20 protein-coding genes are annotated in these 25398 nt (G+C 45.6%); 17 read left to right on the top strand and 3 right to left on the bottom strand.

Going from position 1 to position 25398, the window contains the following annotated elements:
- Window positions 1-22: 22 nt before the first annotated feature.
- From ACPW7N_RS10360 to yhfH, 11 genes are all read left to right on the top strand, one after another.
- Window positions 23-1663, top strand: a complete 1641-nt coding sequence (locus ACPW7N_RS10360) for a peptide ABC transporter substrate-binding protein (RefSeq protein ID WP_425651001.1) — start codon at window positions 23-25, stop codon at window positions 1661-1663.
- Between the two features lie 39 nt (window positions 1664-1702).
- Entirely contained in the window at window positions 1703-2770 is a 1068-nt protein-coding gene (locus tag ACPW7N_RS10355; RefSeq protein WP_425651000.1) for a dipeptide epimerase, read from the top strand.
- A gap of 218 nt (window positions 2771-2988) precedes the next feature.
- The gene (locus ACPW7N_RS10350) at window positions 2989-4824 is read left to right on the top strand and encodes a CHASE2 domain-containing protein (RefSeq protein ID WP_425650999.1); all 1836 of its coding nucleotides are present in this window, start codon (window positions 2989-2991) and stop codon (window positions 4822-4824) included.
- Window positions 4808-10927 carry an Ig-like domain-containing protein gene (locus ACPW7N_RS10345; RefSeq protein WP_425650998.1) on the top strand — a complete coding sequence of 2040 codons (6120 nt, stop codon included), beginning with the start codon at window positions 4808-4810 and terminating at the stop codon, window positions 10925-10927. The genes ACPW7N_RS10350 and ACPW7N_RS10345 overlap by 17 nt, the downstream gene beginning before the upstream one ends.
- A 29-nt stretch (window positions 10928-10956) precedes the next feature.
- On the top strand, window positions 10957-12327 hold the full coding sequence (locus ACPW7N_RS10340; RefSeq protein ID WP_425650997.1) for a stalk domain-containing protein: 1371 nt from the start codon (window positions 10957-10959) through the stop codon (window positions 12325-12327).
- 6 nt (window positions 12328-12333) lie between these two features.
- The gene (locus tag ACPW7N_RS10335) at window positions 12334-13461 is read left to right on the top strand and encodes an HD-GYP domain-containing protein (protein WP_425650996.1); all 1128 of its coding nucleotides are present in this window, start codon (window positions 12334-12336) and stop codon (window positions 13459-13461) included.
- A 27-nt stretch (window positions 13462-13488) separates the two neighbouring features.
- Complete coding sequence (locus ACPW7N_RS10330; RefSeq protein ID WP_425650995.1) at window positions 13489-13839, top strand: DUF3307 domain-containing protein; 351 nt, start codon at window positions 13489-13491, stop codon at window positions 13837-13839.
- Window positions 13840-13978: 139 nt separating this feature from the next.
- The gene (locus ACPW7N_RS10325) at window positions 13979-14941 is read left to right on the top strand and encodes a metal-dependent hydrolase (protein ID WP_425650994.1); all 963 of its coding nucleotides are present in this window, start codon (window positions 13979-13981) and stop codon (window positions 14939-14941) included.
- Between the two features lie 96 nt (window positions 14942-15037).
- The gene (locus tag ACPW7N_RS10320) at window positions 15038-16423 is read left to right on the top strand and encodes an MDR family MFS transporter (RefSeq protein ID WP_425650993.1); all 1386 of its coding nucleotides are present in this window, start codon (window positions 15038-15040) and stop codon (window positions 16421-16423) included.
- Between the two features lie 159 nt (window positions 16424-16582).
- Entirely contained in the window at window positions 16583-16924 is a 342-nt protein-coding gene (locus ACPW7N_RS10315) for a hypothetical protein (RefSeq protein WP_425650992.1), read from the top strand.
- 151 nt (window positions 16925-17075) lie between these two features.
- Complete coding sequence (yhfH, locus tag ACPW7N_RS10310; RefSeq protein WP_425650991.1) at window positions 17076-17216, top strand: protein YhfH; 141 nt, start codon at window positions 17076-17078, stop codon at window positions 17214-17216.
- A gap of 12 nt (window positions 17217-17228) precedes the next feature.
- Here the strand turns inward: yhfH and ACPW7N_RS10305 are convergent, their stop codons facing one another.
- Window positions 17229-17537, bottom strand: coding sequence for a hypothetical protein (locus ACPW7N_RS10305; RefSeq protein ID WP_425650990.1), 309 nt, complete (start codon window positions 17535-17537; stop codon window positions 17229-17231).
- Window positions 17538-17685: 148 nt separating this feature from the next.
- Between ACPW7N_RS10305 and ACPW7N_RS10300 the strand changes: the two genes are divergently transcribed.
- The 6 genes from ACPW7N_RS10300 to ACPW7N_RS10275 all read left to right on the top strand — a co-directional run bounded on the left by ACPW7N_RS10300 (window position 17686) and on the right by ACPW7N_RS10275 (window position 23290).
- Window positions 17686-18246, top strand: coding sequence for a hypothetical protein (locus ACPW7N_RS10300; protein ID WP_425650988.1), 561 nt, complete (start codon window positions 17686-17688; stop codon window positions 18244-18246).
- 102 nt (window positions 18247-18348) lie between these two features.
- Window positions 18349-18918, top strand: a complete 570-nt coding sequence (locus tag ACPW7N_RS10295; RefSeq protein ID WP_425650986.1) for a biotin transporter BioY — start codon at window positions 18349-18351, stop codon at window positions 18916-18918.
- Window positions 18919-18993: 75 nt separating this feature from the next.
- Window positions 18994-20172, top strand: coding sequence for a thiolase family protein (locus ACPW7N_RS10290; protein WP_425650984.1), 1179 nt, complete (start codon window positions 18994-18996; stop codon window positions 20170-20172).
- Window positions 20172-21680 carry a class I adenylate-forming enzyme family protein gene (locus ACPW7N_RS10285; protein WP_425650983.1) on the top strand — a complete coding sequence of 503 codons (1509 nt, stop codon included), beginning with the start codon at window positions 20172-20174 and terminating at the stop codon, window positions 21678-21680. The genes ACPW7N_RS10290 and ACPW7N_RS10285 overlap by 1 nt, the downstream gene beginning before the upstream one ends.
- The gene (locus tag ACPW7N_RS10280; protein WP_425650982.1) at window positions 21673-22500 is read left to right on the top strand and encodes a MaoC family dehydratase; all 828 of its coding nucleotides are present in this window, start codon (window positions 21673-21675) and stop codon (window positions 22498-22500) included. Before ACPW7N_RS10285 ends, ACPW7N_RS10280 begins: the two co-directional genes overlap by 8 nt.
- A gap of 10 nt (window positions 22501-22510) precedes the next feature.
- The gene (locus tag ACPW7N_RS10275; protein WP_425650980.1) at window positions 22511-23290 is read left to right on the top strand and encodes an SDR family NAD(P)-dependent oxidoreductase; all 780 of its coding nucleotides are present in this window, start codon (window positions 22511-22513) and stop codon (window positions 23288-23290) included.
- Between the two features lie 153 nt (window positions 23291-23443).
- Here ACPW7N_RS10275 and ACPW7N_RS10270 read toward each other — a convergent pair whose 3' ends face one another.
- Both ACPW7N_RS10270 and ACPW7N_RS10265 read right to left on the bottom strand, forming a co-directional pair.
- Complete coding sequence (locus tag ACPW7N_RS10270; RefSeq protein ID WP_425650979.1) at window positions 23444-24805, bottom strand: sensor histidine kinase; 1362 nt, start codon at window positions 24803-24805, stop codon at window positions 23444-23446.
- On the bottom strand, window positions 24806-25398 hold a 593-nt coding region (locus ACPW7N_RS10265), incomplete at its 5' end, for a response regulator transcription factor (protein WP_425650978.1).

Raw genomic sequence — 25398 nt, 5'->3', positions numbered from 1 at the left:
AAAGAAAAAAGGGGGAAGAATCATGAGGAAATTTTTCAACACAGTTCTAGTCTGTACGCTTGCTCTCGGTTTGTTGGTCACCGGATGCTCAAGCAATACAACGGCACCACCAGCCAAAACCGATCAGGCGGGCACACCACAAGAGACGCCAAAGGGGAACAAGTTTGTCCGGTATAACAGCGGAGAAGAGCCAAAATCGCTTGATCCGTCCATTGGTTATGATGAGCCGTCATGGGTCGTCGTGTACAACATGTTCGAAGGTCTGACCCGTCTGGACAAGGATGAGAATCCGATCGCAGGGGTAGCCAAGGAGTGGAAGGTATCCCCCGATGGAAAAGTTTACACGTTTACGCTCAGGGATGATGCCAAGTGGTCCAATGGGGAAGCCATCACAGCAGATGACTTCGTCTATGCGTGGAAACATATGCTTGACCCCAAAACAGCCTCTGAGTCAGCATTTTTGGCTTATGGAATCAAAGGCGCAGAGGATTTCAACTCTGGAAAAGGCTCTCCCGATGCTCTGGGAGTCAAGGCAGTTGACGCAAAAACACTGGAGGTTACCTTGACCCAGCCAGCTCCGTGGTTCCTCGGGCTATTGACTGTACCAACCTTCTACCCCATCAACAAGGCAGCAGCCGAGAAAGACCCCAAATGGTTTGCCGAGGCAGCAACCATCATAAGCAATGGACCATTCAAGATCACCGACTGGAAGCATGATGCTGAAATCAAATTGGAGAAAAACGAGCATTATTGGGACGCATCATCTGTAAAAATTGACGGTGTCATCTTTAAAATGGTGAAGGATTCCAACACGGCTTATCAATTGTACCAGTCAGGCGAACTAGAGATCAGTGAAATCCCGTCTGATCTGAGTGATCAATTGTTTGCAGAAGGAAAAGTAAACGTTGGGGATTCGGCTGGTCTGGAATTTTATCGGTTGAACACAAGCAAACCGCCATTTAGCAACGTAAATATCCGCAAAGCGTTCAACATGGCGATTGATCGTCAAAAACTCGTTGATCTTGTACAAAGAAGAAAACAAAAACCGGCAGTTGGCTTGATCTCATACGGCTTCAATGATCCAGCAGGTGGTCAGTTCCGTGATGTGGGCGGAGCATTTGTAACATATGATCCGGCAGAAGCGAAAAAGCTGCTGGAAACAGGAATGGCTGAGCTTGGACTGACTCAACTCCCTGAAATCACGATCGAATTTAATACGAGTGATACCCATCAAAAAAATGCAGAAGCCGTACAGGAGATGCTGAAATCGGCATTGGGTGTGGAAGTGAAGCTCGCCAATATGGAACGTCAGGTACTCTCCGACAAACAGAAGAAACTGGATTATCACATTTCCCGTTCTTCCTGGATTCCTGACTTTGCAGATCCGATCAATACATTAGAAATCATGCTGTCTGAAAGCTCATCTAACCGCACAGGCTGGAAAAATGCGAAGTTTGATCAATTGATCAAGGATGCCTATGTTGAGCTGGACAATGCAAAACGTTACCAAATGATGCATGAAGCAGAGAAAATTTTCATGGAAGATGCACCCATCATTCCACTCTATTTTTATAACTCTACGAACCTGCAAAAAGACAACCTGACAGGTGTTTTGCGACCCGTCTTTGGATATGTCAATTTCAAACATGCCGAACTGAAATAACTAGGGGAACGGAAGAAGGAACAGGAGGCATTGTTGGCAATGATCATTGAGAATATCGAGGTAAACCGACAGAATATTCCTTTGAAAAAACCGTTTAAAACAGCGCTGAGAACAGTAACCCATGCAGAGTCGATCCTTGTTCGGGTGACAACGAGCAGTGGCTTGGTTGGCTGGGGGGAAGCTGCTGCTACCGTCGTGATCACTGGAGACAGTATCGATAGCATAGAAGCAGCGATCCTGAAGACGATGAAACCACAGCTTCTGGGAAAAAACTTGCTTGCCTATGAGCAGGTGTTCCAAATCTTGCACCAGTCCATGGTGGGCTCCAGCAGTGCAAAAGCAGCGCTCGATATGGCCTTCTACGACATTATCGCTCAACATTGCGGAGTTCCTCTCTATCAGTTCCTGGGAGGGTATCGCAACAATATTGAAACGGATTATACCGTAAGCGTTAATTCGCCGAAGGAAATGGGAGAAGATGCACTGGCGTACGTGCAAGATGGCTTTAATGTGTTAAAGATCAAGGTTGGAAAAGACAACATTGATGAGGATATCAAACGAATCAAGGAAATTCGCAGTTGTGTCAGTGATCAAGTGAAAATCAGACTGGATGCCAATCAGGGATGGCAGGTCAAGGATGCCATTCGCTCCATTCGCAAAATGGAGGACCTCGGTTTGGATATTGAATTGGTTGAGCAGCCAGTAAAAGCGGCAGATTTGGAAGGGCTAAAAATGGTCACCGATGCGGTCGAGACCCCGATCATGGCGGATGAGAGTGTCTTTTCCCCGATGCAGGCTTTTGAAGTGCTCAAAAACCGTGCGGCAGACCTCATTAATATCAAGCTGATGAAAGCAGGGGGAATCTACAAAGCACAAATCATCAACCATATGGCTGAAGAGTGCGGCGTGGAGTGTATGGTGGGAAGCATGATTGAATCAAAACTGGGTGTTTCGGCAGCAGCTCATCTGGCGGCAAGCAAGAAAAATATTACTCGTTTTGATTTTGATGCCCCGCTCATGCTAATCAGAGATAGCATCCAGGGTGGCGTAAGCTATGAAGGCAGATTCATGACCCTGTCTGACAAACCGGGGTTAGGAATTGAGTGAAAAGCGTCGAGGCGTTTTTCATAAAAAAGAAGGAGCAGCCTAGTCAAAAAGGCATGCTCCTTTTTTCCTGTTTTTTTAAAAAAACATCTAATTTTGTAGTCTAGACTACATACTGTTGAAATGTTCTCAGATATTCTATTAATTAGCTCTAATTTTTGATATATTTAGCTGAATTGCAAAAAGGTGACAAAAGTCGCACTTGAAAAAGGAAGTGCAAAATGAAAAAGACTGCTCATTCATTGATGGTTTCCATGCTGATCATGCTTGTTATCGGCTGGATGTATCAATGGAATATCCTGAATACAATTGAAACGTACTACTACGATCGGGTGACAAATGATGTCAAACGACCGATTGACACGAACATTGTCATCGTAGGAATTGATGATTACAGTTTGGAGAATCTCGGTAGATGGCCCTGGCCACGCAGCATTCATGCCGATTTGGTCGAACGGATCGCCCAATCTGGGCCCAAAGCGATCGGTCTTGACTTGTTGCTGACAGAGGCGTCTGTTGAACCGGCTGAGGATGAGGCGATACAGCAAGTACTGGCCAAATATCCAAACATCATTGTACCAAGCTACTTTGTTTTTTCGGAGGATCAGGAAAAAGGAAATCAGCTTCAATATGAGCGACTTCTGCGTCCCGTTTACTCCATTCCGGCTCAACAGACGGCACACATCAATGTGTTTGCTCATCGCGGGGAAGTAGTCCGACAGGTCTTGCTGGGGATTCCCGACGACAAACAGCAAATGATGCCTGCATTCAGCGTTAAGCTAGCGAACATGCTGCTTCCCCCCGAGAAACATATCGTCTATGAGAACGGTGTATGGAAGCAAGGCAATACACCTATCCCTACCAACGAACGCAATCAAGTCTACATACCATTTGCCCAACCTCCTGGCGGTTTTGCCCCTGTCTCCTATTTCGATGTACTTTCCATGGATGAAGAAGCTATGAGCGAGTTTTTTCGAGATAAAGTTGTTTTGATTGGACCTTATTCTCTTACATTAGGAGATCAATACTTAACACCTATGCGCAGTGCAACCAAAATGTATGGAATTGAGATTCACGCCAACATGATTCAGGCGATTGAGGATCAACTGTTCATTAAAGTGACGGAAGGAAAAGAAGCTTGGATTGGCTGGATACTGATCTTTGTCTTGACGTTTTTGATTTTCGAATTGACCCGAAGGCTGAGGGCGCAATGGGCTTTACTTGCATTTTTTGCGTTATTCGTTGGGTTCAGCTTACTGGCGTTTCAGTTAAACAAGACTGAATTGCTGGTAATTCCATATGTCTATCCTGTTCTTGCATTAATTACTGGCTATGTTGCAGCGATTATTACGAGATATGTCTTTGAGTGGCGTGAGAAAAATCGGGTCACCATGCTGTTTGGCCGTTATGTGTCGAAACAGGTTGTGAACGAAATTTTGCAATCGGAAGCCGCCCAAAACCTCGGAGGAACCAGACGGAATGTATCGATCATGTTTGTAGATATTCGTGGTTTTACCCCGTTATCGGAAAGAATTCAGCCGGAAGAAGTAATCCAGGTGCTTAACGAGTATCTGGACTTGTGCACCAAAGCAGTATTTCAATTCGATGGCACATTAGACAAGTTTATCGGAGATGGTGTTATGGCAATTTTCGGCGCACCTAACTCGTTGGAGAATCATCCAGAGTTGGCAGTACGGGCAGCTCTCGAAATGAAAAAAGGATCGTCTGCATTAGTAGAAAAACTGACAGCAAAATACGGGTATGCCGTTTCATTCGGAATCGGGATTAATACAGGTGATGCCGTTATCGGCAACATCGGGTCACAGAATCGCCTTGACTATACAGCCATTGGCGACAACGTCAATATGGCTGCCCGACTAGAATCCAATGCCAAACCAGGTCAAATTCTCATAAGCTCGTCTACTTACGAACAGGTGAAAGACTTGTTCGACATTCTTCCATTGGGAGAGATAAAAGTAAAAGGAAAAGAAAAGCCGGTTGCGATATACCAGGTTGTCGGAGAAATTGGGGTGCTTGAACATGAACAGACGGGTTAGACAATGGTTTGCAGCAATACTAACTCTGGTTCTCTTATTGGGGAATACGTTGCCGTCTCTCGCAGCAGGAAGCACAGAGAGGGTCGCGAAGCTTACGGCAATTAAGGGCGATGTGAAAATTAAATTAGCCGGAGGAGCCAAGCCATTCAAAGCGATTAATAATATGGCGGTTACCAAGGGTGATACCTTGTTTACAGGAAAGAGCAGCAGTGTCCAGCTTAATTTGGATGACGGAAGCAAAGTAGTAGTGGGGAGCAGTGCTCAGGTCATGGTTAGTGACCTGGTCAAGAATACAAAAGGCGGCAATCAGACCGGGATCAAGGTTCAGAATGGGCAAGTCTGGTCCAAGGTAAAGAGTTTAAGCAACGCCAACGATTCCTTTAAATACGAGACACCGACAGCTGTTATGGGAATTCGGGGAACGATGCTGTTCATTAATGCTTCACTCTCACAGTCGGGTTTGTGGGTGACGGAAGGGGCTGTAGGAGTTGCCAATCCTGCTTCACCAACAGGGCGAGAGGCATTCGTCATTTCAAATGAACGGATTGAATCAACTTCCAGTGAAATTCGAGGTGGACTCATTGACTCGGAGCTTCTTGTACAGACCTTAGACCCTGAGATCCTTCCCGAGGCAGCGCAAGATATTATTCATGCCATTTATGAAGTTGCTGGACCCAATCCGCCGAATGGAATCGGAAAAGGTCTGTCGAATGAATTCCTCAAGCAGGCCAAGGATTTTGTCCACGCTGCAAAAGAAAAAGATCCAACAATCCCTGTTCCAGTTGACTTCGATCAAGTGGTAGAGCAGGTAATTGAGCAGATTGAACAGCACCTGGAGACAAATCCGAATCCCCCGGGAGTAACGGATAGCAACAGTAATATTCCACCGATTCCAGAAAATCAATTGCATCCAACTGATCCAACAAGTGGTAACTCTGGAGGGGGAACTACTTCTGGCGGAGATAACGGAGATGGAAATGGCAATGGTGGCGGAGGCGGTAAGGATGACGATCCCGTATTGAAGGAAATTACGCTTGAGCCATCGTCCTTGCTCTTGCACGAAGGAAAGACTGATATCATTACAATTCATGCCAAATTTGATGACAATACAATTAAAAATATAACGGATAAAGCCAGTCTCTCTGTGGCAAATCCTCAGGTAGCTGCCGTCAGTCAGGGTGGTATTGTCACAGCGGTGAAGGCTGGAGAGACAACGATCAGCGCCAGCTTTGAGGGGAAACAGGCTACCGCTTCGATCAAAGTTATCAAGGATGTCCAAAGTATTGCAATCACGCCAGTAATCACGACAATCAAAGCAGGCAAGTCTGTTCAATTCAAGGCAACAGCCACGATGATCGACCAGACGACTCAGGATGTGACCAAAGAAGCCAACTGGTCCGTCACGAATTCAGATGTATTTTGGGTATATCCGGATGGCATGGGTAAAGCAAAGAATGTTGGTGAAGTCGAAGTTACTGCTAGCTTTGATGGCAAGTCATCCTCGCTAGCGATCAATGTAGTAGAAGATATTGAAAGTATTGGAATCTCTCCTGCTGACCCAGCAGTAACTGTCGGTAATAAAATCGAACTAAAAGCCTACTCGGTCGCAGAAGACGGCTCGCACAACAGCATAAGCGGTGAAGTGATCTGGAGCAGCAGTAATGAAAAAGCAGCAATTATCAATGATAAAGGAACGGTGGAAGGGCTGGAAAAAGGAACGACCACCATTACGGCTCGTTATCAAAAATGGTCTGCGTCAACCGTGGTTACTGTAAAAAGTGATAATTTCCCGCCAAAAGCATCGGATGTGCATATTGCCGGTAAGCCAGAAGTTGGTTCGACTCTTACAGGAAGCTATCACTATTCTGATGATGATGAAGATAAAGAGGGAGACAGTATCATTTCGTGGTATCGATCCGATGACACGAACGGTACCAACAAGGCAGCGATTACAGGAGCAACAACCGTACAATACAAGGTACAGGAAGCAGATAAGGGAAAATACCTCTCGTTTTCGGTAACACCCGTTTCCAATGAGGGTGAGAGAGCAGGTGAAAAGGTAGAAAGTGCGCCAGTTGGTCCTGTCTTATCTGTGGGAGAAGTAGAGAGCATCACACTGACACCGCTCAATCCTGTAGTAAAAGTAGCTGATACGGTACAATTCCAGGTGATTGGCAAGCTGAAGGACGGCACAACCAAGCCTCTCACTGCCGGGCTTGTCTGGACGGTAAGCAACAATGCAGTTGCATCGATTGGCACAAATGGTTCAGCCACGGGGTTAGATGGTGGTTCAACTTTGATTACTGTCAGCTACGACAATCTGACCGCATCTACAACGCTAACAGTGGAGAAGCCTTTGGTAAATACACCGCCAAAAGCGACGAATGTAACCATTAGTGGAACTCCTGAGGTTGGGGAGATGCTGACCGGAAGCTTTATCTATAGTGACACAGAAAACGACCCCGCAGGAAGTCATCTGTTCAAGTGGTATCGTGCCAATGATCTTTCCGGTTCAGGAAAAACCGTTATCGCTGGGGCAACGTCGACTAACTATACAATTCAAATAGATGATGCGGGCAAATTTATCTTTTTCGAGATCACCCCTGTGGCAACAAAGGGTGAACTGATTGGTACACCAGCGTTGAGTGCACCTGTAAGTGTGCCGGCTGTTTCGGGACCAATTGTAACCATTGAGTCTCCAGCAAAAGCGATTGGCGATATTCTTGCATTGGCAAGTAATGTTGAGGCGGACATCTATCTGGTTTATCCAGGCAGCATTCCTGGTGCCAATCCAACAGCTGCCCAGCTTGAGGGTCTAGTCTCTGCAGGAAATGCGAAAAAAGCAGTAAAAGATCCAACAACAGGAAAAATAACTATCGATACGATAAGCGCACCTGCGGGAATTCATTATTTGTATGCGGTAGACCAGGCAACGGGTGACATTTCATTGCCTAAGTATATTGATTTGAAATACGGGTACCGGATTTATGGAGATATCCTGCTAGCTGCCCAGGATCCTGCGTCGATGAAGGTTACTTTATCGAGTACGGAAATCGGCGAACTGGAAGCAATTTTTGATTCGGAAACAATCGGTATCAATACACCAGAGTGGCCAACAGGACAACACTTCAACTTTGGATTCAAACTGGATCCAGTTGAGCCGACCGTAGCTAATTACTATTTCGATGTTCCTAAAGGCACCTACAAAATAACGGTAACTTCTGATACGACGATAAAAGAGCAAGTATTGGAGACTACCACAAATCAGAATGCGGTGGATTTAACGAGTAATAAACTGGTTGAGCAAAATGCAGTTGAATTTGATTTTGCCGATTACCTGCCACCTACAGTAAATAAATATTTGACTGACACCTTGTTGCCGGGCGAACAATTTGAATTTAACTTTAGTGAAATATTGACACCAGAATCGTACGTTCTTATAGAGCAAGCGATGATTGCTGCGGGCACTCCTTCGACATTGGAGGTTACAACCAATGCTTCCGATGTTTATGTGAAAAATATCGGCACAGAAGCAGTGAAATTCAACCAGAGCGTGATTGTTTCTGTCCAGGACTTGGGAATGGATACAGCGAATGTGACGCTCATTGAATTGGCGCCAAGTGTAAAATCAATCGATGTATTCGATGATGATGGAACCTTTGGGGATGGAACCTACCTGGTGCTTGCTTTTACCCAGGACCTTGATGAAAATTCGTATTTGAGTCTGAAAAGTTTCTTCTCCAGCGAATTTGGTCTTGCATCCAGTGATACAAAACCATATATGGCGATGAGTGACACATTCAAGATCACCTTGAACAGCAGCGTGCCGATTGCACTGGGTGGAAGCTTTACAATTCCTAAGGAAGATATTTGGGATGGAATGAACAATCATCCAAGTGCAAATCAGGTGGTTGTCTTGCCGAATGTGATGACGACTCCACAGGGTATCACCATTCATTCTTTTGTTGACTCAAATGCTGATCCTGGCGTCGTAAATGGAACGTTGACGTTTACCAAAGCTGCTGATGAGTCAGCGATCAGTAAATACAAGGTGTATATACGAGACAATGCAGCGATATTGCAGGAGGCTGACGTAACTGCAAATAACAGCCTATCCTATTCTGTCGCAGTCAATGTAAGCTCTTCCTATGCTGCACATCAATATGATATTCAAGTGATTCCGTACTCGCTTAACGATCACGAAGGCCATGCAGTTACCATGCCGATTGTAGATTCCAGGCCAACCATCATCAATACGGAACTGTTTGATGATGACAGCAATTACGGAGCAGGGTCTATGCTGGCTATCCGGTTTAGTACGATTGCAGTCAATTCCCTGTCAGATATTAGCCAATACATTGCCAATTCATCTGAATTCGGTAGCGTTGCTGCTGGTGACATCAGTCTAGGAAATACCAATGGAATCCCGGGGCTGGATACAATCTTTGTAAAACTATATGACGGTATCCCGATTTCTCAGGGTTCAAGCTTTACGATTCCCAAAGAGAAACTGTATGAAATGATCAATACCAGTTATGCAGCCAGCGATGCCGTGCTGACGATTCCGACCCAGATGATCAGCAGCAATGGAATTGTAATTGATCCGTTCATCGACACCGAAACAGATCCATTGTTATTAAGTGGAACGGTAACCTTTACAAAAGCGCTTGATGAGACTGGGATTAAGAAATATTCCGTATTTTTGTACAACAATAACAATAGCTCGCTTCCGATCTGGTCAACAGATGCTCCAGCGAATGGAAGTGCAAGCCACTCTGTCACAGTCTTGAACATCCCCATCATCGGTGGAAATAGTTACTCTCTTGTTGTCAAACCGTTTTCGACGGTTGGACACTATGGAAGTCCTGTTTCTCGTGGTATTGGTCCTGAGATAAGTGGAGTAGTAAACGGCAAAACATACGCCACAGTGACACCGAATGTGTCGGGAAGTTATACAACAGTCGAATTGAAAAAGAATGGAACGGTCGTACCAGGATACACAATCGGAACGGCGATTACGGACCAAGGCTCATACGTCCTTACCGTATCGGACAGCAATGGCAATACACAGGCTGTTTCCTTCACAATCCAGACGTATGCTTCCAATATTTCGATTTCGCTCGAGCCGGGAAATGAATACTTCAGTACGAAATTCACCAACGCGCTTGCACCGGGAGAGAAGCTGTGGGTGAAGATGTCACCACCGGATGGAATGGTCCCTTATGGATCAGATGTTCCGGGTACAGCAGCCTATGTATGGCAATATCCGTACTTCTTAATCAGCCAAAACGATATCCTAAAATCAATAACCGTCTTTATCACGGACAGCGATAACAAGGTAATCAAGTGGGGTACATCTCAACTGAATAGCCCATATATTGAACTTCCTCCGGGTAGTGCGGTTGCAGTCGATTTAAGTGGTCAGATCGGTGATGCGCTTTTTACAGAAGATGAAATCGCATTAAACAGTGAAGAAATCAATATTCATTTGCCTATTGCTGACAACAGTACACCGTACAACTATAAAGTAGGGGACAAATATGTTGCCGAGTTCGCTGATTTTCCAGGCGATCCACAGCTTACAGATCCATATGTTGAGTTAAGTACAACCACTCCGGCCAATGCGAAGATCAATGTATCGGGATATTTTGATCAGTTTGGTCTTGGCAGAGATGTAGTGATTCCGTTTCTTTCCGTCTATGCGATGGATAACTACACGCAATTGCCAGTTCCTGATGGCGGCAAGTACAAGACAGGTGTACCGATAAAAGTAGACACCCGCACATTTGTTGAGTCCGATTTGGTCGTAGATGCAGGACTGGTTGGCAGCCTAGATGAAGGAGATACCGTGAAAATTACATTCACTGGTACGGTTGATGCAGCATCAAAGACACAGCTAGAAGCTGACTTTGCAGCAATGAACAAGTTTGGTACGGGAAATTCCATTGTGTGGACCAATTCGGATAAAACGGTTGAGATCACGTTAGGAAATGGTGAGAATCTGGAGTTTGATCAGTATATCTATTTAGATCCTTCCCATATCACCATTGGAGGAACAACATGCAGCGATCCGGTTGTTGAAGTATTTCTAACCAAACCATAAGTAGATTCGTCTTGAGGAGACAACAAAATATGAAGAATCGATACATTTCCATTGGCAAAGCTTTCTTTGCTCTCATAGCTGGTCTCTCAACCGTTACGTGTATACCTGCGAATCCGGCATCTGCCGAGCTCGTATCCAAGGTAGACAAAGTGGCAAATCAATCTTCTGTCTATGGGCTCGCCTATGCGGAGGGAAAATTGTTCTACACAGATCAGGAGGGCGGCAATGTACGTTCTATTCTCTCTGCACAGGAGATAGCACAGAAAAGATTAAAAGCCCCAAAAGGCCTGGCAGTCGCACCAGACCAATCCATCTTTGTCGCAGACAGTGAACAAAATCAAATTTATCGCATCACTCCCGAAGGAAGGGTCGATGAGTACGCTGGTAAAGGAAGGGAGGGGCTGCAAGATGGCCCTTCCTCCAAAGCGAGGTTTCACGGACCTTCTGATGTTGCAATTGCACCGGACGGTTCGATCTACGTCGCTGATACGTTGAACCATCGTATTCGAAAAATTGATGGCCAGACAGGTGAGGTCTCTACTGTAGCAGGAAGCGGCAATGTGGAAGATGAAGATGGATGGCTTCTAGGCGGATACAGGGATGGCAAGGGATCTGAAGCACAATTTAACGAACCAAGTTCCATCGCTTTTGACGGACAGGGCAATCTGTACATCGCAGACACGGGTAATCAGCGGATTCGCAAGCTAGCGCTAAACGGGGTCGTAACGACAGTGGCTGGGTCTGGAAAAGAACTGGTGGGGGGGCGTTATTACAAGGGTGGTTTCCAGGATGGCTCTGCAGCTTCAGCACGCTTCAACTCTCCGATGGGATTGACAGTTTCAAACGATGGTACGATTTATGTGGCTGATACGTGGAACAACAGCATTCGGGAGATTTCCCCTGAGGGCTGGGTAAGAACAGTTGCGGGAAATGCGACGAACGGCAGCAAAGACAGTTGGGGTATAGAGGCACAGTTTGACGGTCCGACTGATGTAGCTGTTACTCCTGATGGAGTCCTGTTCGTTGCTGACCACTGGAATCGATCCATTCGTCAACTTACGATTGTCAACATCCCTGTTAAACAAGGATCTGGTATTCGTATGATGATTGATCAGAAACCTCTGCACTTGAAGCAACAACCCACTATTATTCAAAATCAGACATTTGTTCCTTTGCGAGAGATCGCAGAAGCATTGGGTTACAAGGTGATCTTTGATCCCCAAAAGATCAGTCTGCAAAGAGGAAATGAACAATTAGTTATTTCCACGAAAGATACAAGGCTGATCGGGGGAAAAGCAATGATCTCTATGAGAGAAATCGGAAAATTGATCCAAGTCGATGTTAACTGGTTGCCAACTTATCGTATGATAGAGTTAACGACGAGAGGAAAAGAGGGGTAACCCATCGTGAAAAACACCGACCCGAAAAATGCTATCGACGAATTACAAGAACGAGTGGATCAACTGAAAACATTGTTGAAAGCTTCGATCGATTTTAATAGTGGTGAAGAGTTAAACGAAGTAGTCTTAAGCGTATTGAACCAAATGATTGAGATTACCCAAGCGGAAGCCGGAACACTGTGGTTGCTTGAGGAATCAGACGAAATTATCCCGGCAGTAGCGAATGGTCCCTCTGCAGAAAAAGTGAAACAGTTGCGACTCAAGAGGGGAGAAGGCGTCGTAGGGCGGGTTATTGAAAATAATCAGCCTGAACTAGTCGCCGATGTGACCAGAGATCCGAACTGGGCGCAGCGGGTAGATGAAAAGAGTGGATTCGTCACTCGATCACTGCTTACCATCCCGCTTTATGCCAAAGGAATTCCGATTGGAGCACTCCAGTTAGTAAACAAACGGGAAAACCAACTGTTCACGAAGGAAGATGAAGAATTGGCATTAGCTCTAGCCAGTCAGTCGGCACTTGCTATCCACAACAGTAAAATGTTAGATCAACTATATCGCTTGTCGATGAGCTTTATCCGTACCATGACGTTAACACTGGATGCTCGTGATCCATACACAGCGGGCCACTCCAGTCGAGTCAGTAAATATTCATTGTTAATCAGTCGGAAGATGGGATTGCCAGAGAAAACGTGCCGTGAATTGGAACGTGCAGCCCTGTTGCATGACATCGGGAAAATTGGCATTCGTGATGATATCTTGTTAAAGCAAGCACCCCTCACCAATGAAGAGTTTGAAATTATGAAGACTCATACCGAAATTGGGGCACGCCTGTTGTCCATGATGGAGCCAAAGAGTCAAATGAAGATGGCAATCGATGTAGCCAGATGGCATCATGAAAAATTGGATGGAACAGGTTATCCAGACAGACTGGAAGGTGACCAGATTCCATTGTTGGCCCGGATTGTTGCGGTCGCCGATGCGTTTGATGCCATGACTACTGACAGACCCTACCGAAAAGGACATAGTTTTCAGGTTGCCCTCGAAGAAGTGCTGCGTTGCAAGGGCACTCATTTTGATTCTACTGCTGCCGATGCTTTTGCCGAGGTTTTATATGAACGGAACTTTGAGTTATAAGGGTTGAAAGGGGAGTCTTTTGCAGTCATGACCTTATTTGAGGTACTGTTTCTGGCACACCTGGTCGGAGATTTCCTGTTCCAGACCTCGTGGATGGCGATGAATAAGGCAACAAAATGGATGCCGCTATTAGCGCATGTCGTTGTTTATACAGCGACTGTTACTGCCGCAGCTTATTTCTTTGGAACTGGACTTTCTATTTCTGCTATTTTCCTAGTATTTATTGGACACATAATCTTGGATCGGCGGACGTTTGTTGTTTGGTGGGTGAGAAATATTCAACAATCTGTAGATCAATCGGCAGGTTGGCTTGGAATTGTTGCAGATCAAATCTTCCACTTGTTAATCTTGGCTGGTGCAATCGTGCTTTCCAAATAAATAGCATATGACTGTTTACAGATATGACCCCATTCCCAAGCAGAATGGGGTATTTGCATTTCCTTTATCCATCCTTAACGTTGTTTACACAGTAAGTTGTTACACTGATAGTATGCATACACGTATGGGAGGGAATCAGATGGATACTGCAAGTCACCTGCTGTTTGGCGCAACGTTGGCTGGTCTCGCTTACCTAGACCCGGTTGTGGCTTTGAATCCAGCAGTTGCAAGCGCTGTGTTCGTGGGTACAATGGTTGGATCACATGCACCTGATTGTGATGCATTGATTCGGGTAAAGGGATTTTCAAGTTATATCCGATACCATCGAGGAATTACTCATTCTGTTCCTGCCATTTTCATTTGGCCATTGCTTATCAGTTTTCCGTTGGCATGGGGATATGATGTGCAAGGTGAGTGGTTTACTGTTTATACATGGACATTTCTGTCTGTTCTCATCCATATCGCTCTGGATGCTTTGAATGCTTATGGGGTGCAGGCTCTCCGCCCTTTCGTTAAAAGATGGATTCATCTGGATATCCTGCCGATTTTTGATCCGTTTTTATTTACTACACATACAATCGGGATCGTACTCTGGCTTGGCTTTGGTTGGCAACCGACAATGCTTTTCCCGTGGATTTATGCCGGGTCTCTAGTTTACATTGCAATCAAGGCTGGCTATCATCTCTTTTTGGTAAAGCATGTATGCAAGCAGTTTCCAGATGAAGGAAGCTCTCAGGTAGTTCCGACCTTTCAGTGGTTCCATTGGCTGTTCGTATTTGAGACCGATAACAAATTTTATGCCGGTCGGATTGTCGGCAGATATATGATCATCGAAGAAGAGTATCTCAAAACAGAAGAACATCCGATTATCCAGGCAACCATGCATATCGATGGTGTCCGTGCATTTTTGCAATTTGCCCAACGGGTCCATGTGACTTACAAGAAGAATCAGGATGGATATGAAGTGCGTTGGAGCGACGTGAGATTCTGGTACAACAGGAAGCTGCCATTCGGTGTGGATGTAACGCTGGATCATCAAATGAATGTCATCGAACACCGGCTTGGCTGGCGCAAAAAAGCGTGGGAAGGGCCGTTCGTTTAGAATTTTTAAGTTTGGGTCCCCGCCTGATGCCAGCGTTGACAAGCATTTGCTCTTTGGGCATGATGAAGAAATAACCAAACTTGAAGGAGCACTTGCATGACGATCGATCATTCCAAACGCAATATTATAGCTGCTTTGATGGTAGCAACTTTTCTAACAGCGATTGATACGACCATTATTAGTACCGCTATGGCGACCATTGTCCGCGACCTTGGCGGAAGTCAGTACATCTCTTGGGTGTTCTCTGTTTATCTGCTCACGGCAGCAGTAACTACACCTATCTATGGAAAGTTGGCAGATTTGTTCGGTCGGAAACGAATCTTTTTATTCGGGACATCCTTGTTTCTGATCGGATCATTCCTGTGTGGACTGTCGCAATCCATGTTTCAATTAATGATATTCCGGGCAATTCAGGGATTGGGAGCGGGTGCAGTCCAACCGATTACCATGACAATCATCGGTGATATTTTCACGCAGGAAGAAAGAGCAAAGCTGATGGGTGTATTCAGTGCGATGTGGGGAGTAGCAGGAATTGTTGGACCATTGGTTGGCGGATTTTTTGTTGACTATGTGTCCTGGCATTGGATTTTTTATATCAATATCCCGGTTGGTCTTGTCTCTATCGTACTTATTTCACGCTTTTTCCATGAGAATATTCACAAAAAACAAGTATATATCGATTATGCAGGTGTTGGTCTGTTTACGATAAGTGTAGGAACATTTCTCTACACGCTATTATCAGCAGGTGAGGGTGGGGGCGCAATTCTTTCAACCACTACTATTGCTATGCTTGTGTTCAGTGCTGTGATCTTTGCATTCTTCATCCGAGTTGAAAAACGTGTGCCTGAACCAATGATCCCTCTTGGCTTAATGAAAAGAAAGCTGATCTCTGTTTCTCAGGCAGTATCTTTCGTGCAAGGGGCAGTGCTCATCGGTACATCAGCCTATCTGCCAATCTGGATACAGGATGTTCAGGGCCATTCTGCGACTTACTCTGGCTTGGCATTGCTCCCGATGTCAATCGGTTGGCCGCTCGCTTCCTCACTCGGGGGGAGATTGCTGATGAAATCAGGCTACAAAATTGCTTCGCTAATCGGTTCTTTCATCCTGGTTGCAGGTATGGGGATGTTATTGTTTGTCACTCCAGAGAGTCCTGCGTGGGTCATTCCTTGCATCATGTTTGTGCTTGGGGCAGGTTTCGGATTTTCGGTAACGGCGATCACGATTGCCGTTCAAAGTGGTGTTGTTTGGCGAGAGCGAGGAGTGGCTACAGGCTCACTGCAATTTTTGCGAACCATGGGACAGACAGTTGGTGTTGCGGTTTTGGGTGCAGTCCTAAACAGCTACCTTGTCACAGGGTTGCCTGAAGATAAAATTGCTGGGTTGCTCTCTGTGTTTCAGTTTATGTTTTATAGTGCAATCACCGGACTGATCATCGCTTTTGCCCTTCCGCAACAGGCAGAACAGGCAGAGGAAAGCTAGTTATTGTTACGTTGATGCTAACATTTCATGTTCCGATGCAATCGTAAAGGTTCGATTTCTCAATTTGGAGCATTTTTGATATACTAGCTTGTGGGCAATACATTTTTGCATGAGAACGAGCACTTGTGTGCAGATAATTTTGAGGGAGTGTTAGGCGGAATGGAAAGCTTGTTCGACAAAATGAAAGAATACCTCAGCATGGATACAGAAATCTCCTTTGAGGAATTTGATTCGTACTATAAAGAAGTTATCAATTACCTCAGCAAAGACTGGCAAACGCTAAATGAAGATGAAAGTATGAAAATGTTGTTCATCCTGGACAACCTCAAATCAAATTCAGAAGATCGTGCAAAACGTCGCACGAAAGAAGCGAAAAAATATCAAAAAATGAATGAACGCTCCAACATCTGGGTTCAGGCGATGTTCAAACGTATGCGTGAGTTCGGATTGTCCGATGAGGAAATTGGCAAGCGTTACGAAGAAATTTACGAAGCAGTGTAGCAAAAAAACGGCGAGCAGCCGTTTTTTTATTAGTTTGGGGCCCCGCCAGACGCGAACGATAGCTTGTGTCAGGTGGGTGTTCTTGCATACTTTATCTGCAAACACCACAAACTACTTGCATACACCTTTTGATGCAAGGGAGTGAAGGGATATGTGGGCAGTCTCTGTTTTCTATCAAGCCATCCCGGATAAATTTTGTAGTGTTTGTGGGGAGAAGATGGAAGAACAAGCGGAGTCGTATCTGAATGAATGTGTGTCTTGCATAAATGAACAAGAGAAAGAAACCACTTAATTCTCTCCAGAACTAGGTGGTTTTTTTAGTTAAGTCGGGACGGTTTGCTTGTGTTTTTACATAATCAATCAGTCCTAATTGAAATCCTTCACTTTGCAAAAGGCGTTGTGCTTCATACGTTCCGCTAAAAAAGGCACGAGCGTTCGGATCATTTTCTAGTATGTATCGATACGATTCATCTTTTGCCAATTCCTGATACCAGTCAGATGTGCGAATCTGCTGAAGCAATTCCTCGTAGGGAGGGTCAGGTTTGCGAAAGGGGTTCAATCGGTGGAAAATCTCCCAGATGATCGCAACAATGATCAGTAGACCTATCAGCATTTTCAGCAGGCACCTCAGTGCATTAAAATTTCATTCATGTTTACATCTCGTTTCTCGATGTTTAGTTTACCACAGAATTGCTACTTGCAAAAAAGCAAGTGTTTGGCAATGCTAAGAGGTAAGAATTGTTTGAGAGGGGATTATTGTTATGTTTCACCCTATCGTTTATGACAACATCCGTGTTGTTTTGGAAGGAGCTGTCTACGATCGTGATCTGGATGGTGAAATACTGGTACTATCACGAGCCGATGTTGTAGATCTAGCTACTTTTCACCGTTATTTTCACATAGAGTTCTATTTGGGTGAAGAAGTTGATCCTGACAAAAAGGTAACTTCTCAAATCCAACTGAAAACTTCTTTGGCCGATATTGCTAGTGAACAGTTGGAACAATCAATCACCGATCATATTGGATGTACGATATGCATCCATTTCACGTTACATATTACGGATGTGGTAAAAGATACTGAAAAGATTACCAAAATCCTGAATGATATCTGGGGGCATCGCCCACATATTACACAAGAAATCAGCACGCACTTAGACGAACACAAGCAGTTGCAATGGCCACCCGCAGTCTTTAAAAATCGAATTACACTGGATTTTCACCGGAAAATCGACGAAGGCAACATAGAGGATATGCAAGGACTTGTCGAGCATTCGATTGAATCGCTTGAAAGACTGCATCGACTGGTCAAGGTAACGGTCTGACTATATGTTAACTAAATCGGTTGTTTAGTTGACAAAAAACCCTCCCCTGTCTTACAGTAAGAATGGAATTATTTCTAACAGGTAAGGACAGGTGAACAGAAAATGACGACAAGAAACCTTGTGATGGCAGCGTTGATGATAGCGCTTGTTGCGGTGCTGGGCATGGTCAGAATCCAACTCCCCTTCTTCAATGAAATTGCAATTACTGGCCAAACCTTTGGAGTCATGCTGGCTGGTGCTTTATTGGGTGCTAGATTGGGAGGCTTGAGCATCGGAGCATTTGTCATTCTCGTTGCTGTTGGTGCTCCACTTTTGTCGGGCTTCACTGGTGGAATCGGTGTATTCGCATCTGCTCGTGGAGGATGGGTGTTAAGCTGGCCGATCGCTGCTTTTGTCATTGGCTTTCTGGTTGAGCGCAGTTGGTATTCTCTTCGTACATGGAAAGTATTTCTGTTCAATGTGCTAGGTGGGATTATCATTGTCTATGCGATTGGGGTTCCATATCAGGCAGCTTTGACTAATATCCCTGTGGGAGCTGCGATGATCAAATCGATCATGTTTATTCCAGGTGATATAATAAAAGCATTGGCAGCCGCTTATATTGCGGTTCGAATGCGTAATGCCTATCCGTTAATCAATCAATCTGCTCATGATCAACGGAAAGTTGCGTAACGACCGAAAAGGTTTGCTAATCTGGCAGGCCTTTTTTCTTTTCTACGACTTTTTCTTTTAGAGAGGAAGTGAACCATGGTGAAACCCAATCCTGTAGTTGTTTATGCCAAACGAACCCCGATTGGGAAGATGGGGGGAGTATTCAGAAATGCAGAGCCAGAAGATTTGATAGCACCACTCATCAAAGATGCTGTCAGTCAATGCAGATTGGATGCCAATCAAATTGATGAGGTAATCCTCGGCAATGTGGTTGGGCCAGGGGGCAATCTGGCTCGTCTGGCAGCATTGACGGCAGGATTACCTTTGCATGTGCCAGGAGTGACCGTTGACAGACAATGTGGTGCCGGATTGGAAGCAATCATCCTGGCTTGTCGGATGGTACAGGCAGGTGCGGGAGATATTTATTTGGCAGGCGGAGTAGAGAGTACCAGTCGTGCTCCGTGGAAAATGGAGAAGCCCAGCAACCTTTATGCCAAACCACCACGTTTGTTTGGAAGGGCGAGGTTTTCACCAGATGATATCGGCGATCCAGAGATGGGAGAAGCAGCTGAGAATGTAGCTGAACAATTCCAGATCACACGAGCAGATCAAGACGAGTGGGCTCTTCGCTCCCATCAAAAGGCAGTACAGGCCATGCAGGGAGGAACGTTTGCTAAACTGATTCTCCCCATTGATACACTACAAGGAATGGTTGATCAGGATGAATGTCCTCGCCCTGATACCAACATGGATAAACTTGCGGCACTTCGGCCCGTTTTTCGTCAAGGGGGGACCGTTACTGCTGGGAATGCGTGCCCAATTAATGACGGGGCCTGTCTGACCGTCATTATGAGTGAGCAAAAGGCGAGGCAACTCGGGATCACTCCATTGCTTCGTTTTGTAGACTCCGTCTCGATGGGGATTGACCCGCTGATTCTCGGTGCAGGTCCTATTCCTGCAGTAACCAGGCTGCTGGACAAAACAGGAGTGACGACTGAAGAATTGACACGGATTGAATTCAACGAAGCGTTTGCCTCCCAGGTGCTTGCCTGTATCAGAGAATTACGCCTGCCTATCGACCGTGTGAACCCGGACGGTGGTGCGATTGCTCTTGGGCATCCCTATGGCGCTTCTGGAGCAGTGCTGGTTACCCATTTGGCCCATGGCATGGCGGCATCTTCAGTTGATGGAGCCAACAGTGCGTACGGGCTTGCAACGCTTGGAATTGGCGGAGGGCTTGGGCTCGCAGCATTATTCGAAAGAGTGAATGATTGATGACAAACAGAAATCTACCAAACCGAACCATCACGGACGGAATTCTGCATCACTCCAGAATCAATCCCTCCAAGCTAGCTATCAGCATGGGAGATATGAGAATAACCTATGGGCAACTAGTGGAACGAGCTGAAAAGATAGCAGATTACCTCCTGTCAGAACAGAAGAAAAATCAGAGGATTGGCATCTGGTTGCCTAACGATCCGGATTATCTGGCATACTTTTTGGGGATTGTGCTGGCTCATTCGATTGCAGTTCCGTTGCCAGCGGATTTGCCTGCTGAAGAGCTTGGTAAGTACAAGGAGCACTTGGGGTTGGATCAAATATGGGATGAAAGTGCATCTCTGACAATTATGTCAGCCACGCAACCGCAACCAGAAACCATCCGACGAACGATTTCCCCCGATGATCTGTTTTATATGGCAGTTTCATCTGGTTCGACGGGCACTCCAAAAGGCATTTTGCGTAATCATCGCTCGTGGACAACCAGCTTTGAGCGGATGAGTGAAGCGTTTGAGATCGGCGTTGGTGATACGATATTGATTCCAGGCCCTCTTCATTATTCAGCTTCGTTAATTGCCGCCTTGCAAGTGCTGGATCAAGGCGGGACAGTCGTTCTTCTCCCTCGATATGCAACGAAGCATCTGGTTGAACATCTGTTACATCCGGAGATTACTTCGATTTTTCTGGTTCCTGCGATGTGTGCTAAACTGCTGGCATTTGTGGAAAACAAGGATGAATTGATTTCTCGCTTGCAAGAAAGAGTGATTACCACCGTAACGGCTGGTGCGAAGATGGCTGTTGATTTAAAGCAAAAATGGATCGATCTCTTTCTGAATGGGAAACTGTTTGAGTATTATGGAGCGGCTGAACTTAGTTTTGTTAGCCTGCTCGCACCGGCCGAACAGATTGCTCATGCTGACAGTGTAGGGAGAGCTTTCGCTGGGGTCGAGATCATGATCATGGATGATACAGGGCATGTATTGCCTACAGGAAGTATCGGTCAGGTCTACGTTCGAAGTGAAATGATTGCCCAGGGATATGGACATCTACAGGTAGAAAATTTCATCACGCCACAGAATGGCTATTACTCGGTTGGTGATGTAGGGTATTTGGATGAGGAAGGGTATCTTTACCTGACAGGACGTAAGCAGGAATTGATCATTCGAGGTGGAGTAAACATCTATCCATTGGAAATTGAACAGAAAATCCGGCAATTTGACTGGGCAGAGGATGTTGCTGTTTTTGGCATGCCGGATGCGCAATTAGGGGAAAAAATCGTTGCAGTGCTTGTGCTGAACAACCAATGTATTGAGCGGATCAAGTACGGTGTGTACACCCGTTCCGATTTTATTTTCCACACGCCTATAGCGAAGCTGCTTCCTCAATCCCGTCATCCAGATCTCTACTGGATACACAATCAGTTGCCACTTGGTTCAACGGGTAAAGTTGACAAGCGAACCCTGCGCAAGCAATGGTTGGAGGAAGGAGGCAGAATCCATGGATAACGGTCATGATCTGAGTCAAATCCATGCAGGCTTACGAACCCCTGTATTCAAAGTAAAGCTTGAAGCTGAATCTGTACGCTTGTTCCACAATTCAGTCAGGTGGGCTGGACAGTCGAGAATTGCACCTACACTGCCCGTGACTTTCTGGCAAAAAGCGTATCCTGAATGGCTTTCAGCCTGTATACTTCCCCAAATTCTTCGGGAGCAGAGTGTTACTTACTATGAGCCTCTCCAGCTTGATCAGGCATATGATTGCTGGATTGAATGCACTCATCTTTCTTATCAGGAAACAAAAAGCGGCAAAACATTTCTATCGGCAACTCACCGATTGTCAGGGAATCGAGAGGGAAAAAGAGTGTGGGACGCAGACACGGTTCTCTACATACCTTCGCCGGTGCCGGATGGTGTTGTGGCAAAAAAAACGATGCCAGCGGTGCAGACGCAAAAACTGCCGACAAATCAAAAACCTGTCTGGGAAGAGCTGGTTACGGCTGACCAAATTCGCCAATTTGCCGATGCATCTGGTGACAGACAAGCCATTCATCTGGACAAACAAGTTGCAGTGACGGCGGGGTATCCTCACGTACTGGCTCATGGGATGTACAGCGTCGGCCGTTCGCTGAGTCATTACTTCCAGCATGTAGCTGATAGTGAAACTCTTCTTCAGCTCCGTATCCAGTTTGTCGGGCCACTGTTCGCTGGAGATACGCTGTGTTACGCCTCCACTTCGACCGCAGGCAATTACCAGCTTATCGGATTCGAAAAAGGGAAGGAAAAACTGGTTTTTGTTGCAGATCTTCAAGTAGCCAAAAAGGAGTAGAGAGTGCCAGATGCAAAATCACGTAGCAATCATTACAGGTTCAACGAGGGGTATTGGTTTAGCGATTGCTGAATTGTTTGCTCATTCAGGAGTGAACGTCGTCATTAATGGAACGAATGAAGAAAAAGTAAACGAAGTAGTTAAGAGGCTGAACCGAGAGAGGAAAAGAGCAATTGGTGTAGTCGGTCGAGTAGAAGAGCTGGCAACGGGCCGTCAATTGATTGATACGGCTCTCACTGAATTTGGACGAGTTGACTACTTGATTAACAATGCGGGAATTGTTGCTGATCGCATGACTCACCATATGAGTGAAGAAGAGTGGGACATGGTGATGAATGTTCATGCCAAAGGGACTTTTTCCTGCACACAAGCCTTTATCACTCACTGCAAGCAAACAGGGCACGGTGGTGTTGTCATCAATATGATTTCCACTGCCGGACTGCTTGGTACAGTTGGACAAATTAACTACGCGGCAGCCAAGGGAGCCATTCTTGCCATGACATATACGTGGGCCGCCGAATGCAGCCGAATCGGCATTCGTTTTCATGCGGTAGCACCCGCTGCTCTTACTGATATGACGAGACCACATGTGGAGCGTGCCATGCAACAAGCCACTGAACGGGGAGAGTCATTACCTGACTACTGGAAGATTGGCACATCAGAGGAGGTTGCCGAATTCGTGAAATGGCTCATAACCTCAGAAGAAAAATCAGGAACCGTATTCGGGATCAATGGCAAGCGTGCCGTCCAATGGCATAAGCCGGAAAAAAGCGACTATCCAGGCTACTAAGGAAGTCGCTTTTTTACAAAAAAAAGTATCATTTCTGTGCGTCTCGACTCGCCAGAATGATACGAAAGTAGGGTGTTTACACGTAAAAGCAGTACTACTTATTGGTAAGTGTAACAATCATTTCTAAAAGTTTCGTTAAATGTTCATAAACATCTATAAAGTTTTTGGAGAATCATCACGGATGGTTGGGATTGTAATGGAGAAGCAGCTGCCTTCGCCTGCCTGACTGGTAACTGAAATCGTTCCACCGTGTCGCTGGATGATGCTTTGGGCGATGGTAAGACCCAAACCAGTACCACCGCTGTTCCGGTTCCGAGATTTTTCTGCCCGAAAGAATTTGGTAAAAATCTTCTGAATCTCATCGTCAGAAATCCCTTCGCCCTTGTCAATAACTGAAATTTCGATGTGACGTTCCCGTTGATCGCAAGTAAGCAGAATGGAACCATCCGGCTTGTTGTAGTAAATCGCATTATTGAGAAGATTTTGCATCACACGCCTGAGCTTTTGCTGATCACCTTCAACGAAAAGCTTGTCCGACACCCGGATTTTCCAGCGTAGTGCAAGATTGGCTTCCCGTGTTTTCTCCATATAATCCTCGATAATGCTGTGCAAAAACGTATGAACGTGAATTCTGCTATAGGTAAGCGGAAGCTCATTACTGTATTGGCTGAAATCCTGGAGCTCGTCCAAAAGCCGCTCCAGATCAGATGCTTTTTCCTCCATTTTATTCATGCGATCCTTGATCTTCTCCAGATCAGTCACCCTGCCCGTTTTGATAAAAGAAGCATAGCCTTTGATCGTTGTTAACGGGGTGCGGAAATCGTGGGCGATCGCCGAAATGATTTCGTGTTGTCGCTCTTCTGAGAAACGAAGCTCACTCACCATGTCCTGGAAGTAGCGAAACAGTTGGCCGAATTCATCGTTTCCGCGATAGGAGAAGGCAACATTCCGCTTTCCTTCCTTGATATCCTGTGTCACACGAGTCAGCTCATTTACAGGCTTGAGAATCCAGCGAATCAGGATGAAGATGAGCACAGCACCAATCAAAATGATACTGGCGTAAATATAGGTGATAGCCATCGACACCCCTTTTGAAGCGAGGATGTCGTAATCATCGGTGAAAAATTCAATGACTGTTTTGCCCTGATTCGGCGGTTCATGCTGAAAATGGTACTCGGCAATAATTTTTTTTCCGGTTTGTTTCAGCCTATAGGCTTGTGAAGGCTTGGAAAACAGCTTGTTGTTATTGGCATCATAGACTGTCACACGGTACATCATGTCTTCCGGCAATTGCTCACCTAACTCTTTTACCTCGATGGGATCCTTAAATACGCTGTTGCGCATCAATTGATTGAATCGAACGAGTTTAGCTGCTTCCATCTCTTGAATGAACTGTTCATGGCGGTCCGTTTTGATCTGTTCAACAATCATGTCTTTGAAGATCAAGTGATAGGTGAGCAGGTGTATTCCAATAACTGCGAGGAAGGAGAAGAACAGTTTTTTACCTATTCCCATTTACTGACGCTCTCCGATAAAGACGTAACCAGTTCCCCATTGAGTTTTGATGAAGATTCGCTCAGACTCCAGCTTTTCGCGCAAGTTTTTGATATGGACAGTAACGGTGTTCAAAGAACCGTAGCCATATCCCCAGACACGATCGTAGATTTGTTCACGAGTAAAGACAATGCCCGGATTTTCCGCCAAGAAGGTCAACAGTTGGAATTCCTTCGTAGAGAGCTCTACTTTCTGATCTTCAATAAAGACAGAGTAGGTCTCTTTGTGAATTTCCAACCCTTTGAACTTGAGAACGGTAATCGGAGATGCGGGAACGTCCTTTTCGATCGTTTCTGCTGATACTTTGCGAATGCGATCATAGCGGCGAAGATGCGCACGAACACGTGCCAACAGTTCTTCAGCGTCAAAAGGTTTGGTGATATAATCGTCGGCCCCAATTTCAAGTCCCACAACTTTATCGACAGCCTTGCCCTTTGCGCTCAGGAACAGAATCGGCATATCGGACTCGCGGCGAATCTGAGCACACAGCTCGTAGCCACTCATATTCGGCATCATGATGTCTAGGAGCATGAGGTCTGGTTGTAATCCATTTT

The organism is Brevibacillus nigriterrae (assembly GCF_049846925.1).
GTDB lineage: Bacteria > Bacillota > Bacilli > Brevibacillales > Brevibacillaceae > Brevibacillus_H.
This window is presented reverse-complemented; position numbering and strand designations above follow the sequence as displayed.

Coding starts and splice junctions, on each gene's coding strand:
- ACPW7N_RS10340 (WP_425650997.1), top strand. CDS start 10,957: ATGAAGAATCGATACATTTCCATTGGCAAAGCTTTCTTTGCTCTCATA.
- ACPW7N_RS10275 (WP_425650980.1), top strand. CDS start 22,511: ATGCAAAATCACGTAGCAATCATTACAGGTTCAACGAGGGGTATTGGT.
- ACPW7N_RS10315 (WP_425650992.1), top strand. CDS start 16,583: ATGGAAAGCTTGTTCGACAAAATGAAAGAATACCTCAGCATGGATACA.
- ACPW7N_RS10290 (WP_425650984.1), top strand. CDS start 18,994: ATGGTGAAACCCAATCCTGTAGTTGTTTATGCCAAACGAACCCCGATT.
- ACPW7N_RS10360 (WP_425651001.1), top strand. CDS start 23: ATGAGGAAATTTTTCAACACAGTTCTAGTCTGTACGCTTGCTCTCGGT.
- ACPW7N_RS10270 (WP_425650979.1), bottom strand. CDS start 24,805: ATGGGAATAGGTAAAAAACTGTTCTTCTCCTTCCTCGCAGTTATTGGA.
- ACPW7N_RS10355 (WP_425651000.1), top strand. CDS start 1,703: ATGATCATTGAGAATATCGAGGTAAACCGACAGAATATTCCTTTGAAA.
- ACPW7N_RS10280 (WP_425650982.1), top strand. CDS start 21,673: ATGGATAACGGTCATGATCTGAGTCAAATCCATGCAGGCTTACGAACC.
- ACPW7N_RS10330 (WP_425650995.1), top strand. CDS start 13,489: ATGACCTTATTTGAGGTACTGTTTCTGGCACACCTGGTCGGAGATTTC.
- ACPW7N_RS10350 (WP_425650999.1), top strand. CDS start 2,989: ATGAAAAAGACTGCTCATTCATTGATGGTTTCCATGCTGATCATGCTT.
- ACPW7N_RS10285 (WP_425650983.1), top strand. CDS start 20,172: ATGACAAACAGAAATCTACCAAACCGAACCATCACGGACGGAATTCTG.
- ACPW7N_RS10300 (WP_425650988.1), top strand. CDS start 17,686: ATGTTTCACCCTATCGTTTATGACAACATCCGTGTTGTTTTGGAAGGA.
- ACPW7N_RS10295 (WP_425650986.1), top strand. CDS start 18,349: ATGACGACAAGAAACCTTGTGATGGCAGCGTTGATGATAGCGCTTGTT.
- ACPW7N_RS10305 (WP_425650990.1), bottom strand. CDS start 17,537: ATGCTGATAGGTCTACTGATCATTGTTGCGATCATCTGGGAGATTTTC.
- ACPW7N_RS10325 (WP_425650994.1), top strand. CDS start 13,979: ATGGATACTGCAAGTCACCTGCTGTTTGGCGCAACGTTGGCTGGTCTC.
- ACPW7N_RS10345 (WP_425650998.1), top strand. CDS start 4,808: ATGAACAGACGGGTTAGACAATGGTTTGCAGCAATACTAACTCTGGTT.
- yhfH (WP_425650991.1), top strand. CDS start 17,076: ATGTGGGCAGTCTCTGTTTTCTATCAAGCCATCCCGGATAAATTTTGT.
- ACPW7N_RS10320 (WP_425650993.1), top strand. CDS start 15,038: ATGACGATCGATCATTCCAAACGCAATATTATAGCTGCTTTGATGGTA.